Raw genomic sequence first — 832 nt, 5'->3', positions numbered from 1 at the left:
GGTCGCCGTCAGGGGTGAGATCCATGACCATCACGGCATACGGGGAGTCCCCCGCGAACAGCACCGCCGCGTCGTCGCCGTTGACTCGGCGGTAGCGGATGTCCATGTCCTCGGTGCGTCGGGTGGCGTAGCCGGCCAGCATGCGAGCGGCCTTCTCCCGGCCGTGGACCGGGCGCAGCCCGGCCGCCTGCCGCGCGCCTCCGCCGTCGATCCAGACCGTCACGTCCGGGGCGAGGATCTCCATGAGCGCGTGGAGGTCGCCGCCGAGGGCGGCCACGACGAACCGCTCGGTCGCCTCCCGCCGGACGCGGGGGTGCGCGCGGTACCGGGGGCGGCGGGTGTGGACATGGGCGCGGGCTCGGTGGGCGAGCTGACGTACGGCGGCGGGGCTGCGGTCGAGCATGCCGGCGATCTCGGTGTGGGGATAGCCGAACACCTCGTGGAGGACGAACACCGCCCGTTCCAGCGGTGTGAGCATCTCCAGGACCACCAGCATCGCCATGGAGACCGAGTCCGTACGTACCGCGTGGTCGGCGGTATCCGGGGCGAGGCCGGTGGCGGCGTCGGCGACCAGGGGCTCGGGCAGCCAGGGACCGACGTAGGTCTCACGGCGGGAGGCGATGGCGGCCTGCCGGGCGAGCGCGTGGTTCACCGCGACGCGTACGAGGTAGGCGCGCGGATTGCCGATCTCCGCCAGCGGCGCCCGGCGGTTCTTGCCGGCCCAGGACAGCCAGGTCTCCTGGAGCACGTCCTCGGTGTCGGCGACGCTGCCGAGCATGTTGTAGACGACGGAGAACAGCAACTCGCGGTGGTCGACGAAGAGCCGCGTCGC

General features: G+C 72.6%; 1 protein-coding gene. It reads right to left on the bottom strand.

Annotated elements, in window-relative coordinates; all coding sequences use genetic code 11:
* On the bottom strand, positions 1-832 hold an 832-nt coding region (locus tag E1265_RS36600), incomplete at both ends, for a sigma-70 family RNA polymerase sigma factor (RefSeq protein ID WP_132935231.1).

The organism is Streptomyces sp. 8K308 (genome assembly GCF_004348315.1).
Classification (GTDB): domain Bacteria; phylum Actinomycetota; class Actinomycetes; order Streptomycetales; family Streptomycetaceae; genus Streptomyces.
The sequence above is the reverse complement of the archived record's forward strand: the minus strand, read 5'-3'. Positions and strand labels throughout refer to the sequence as shown.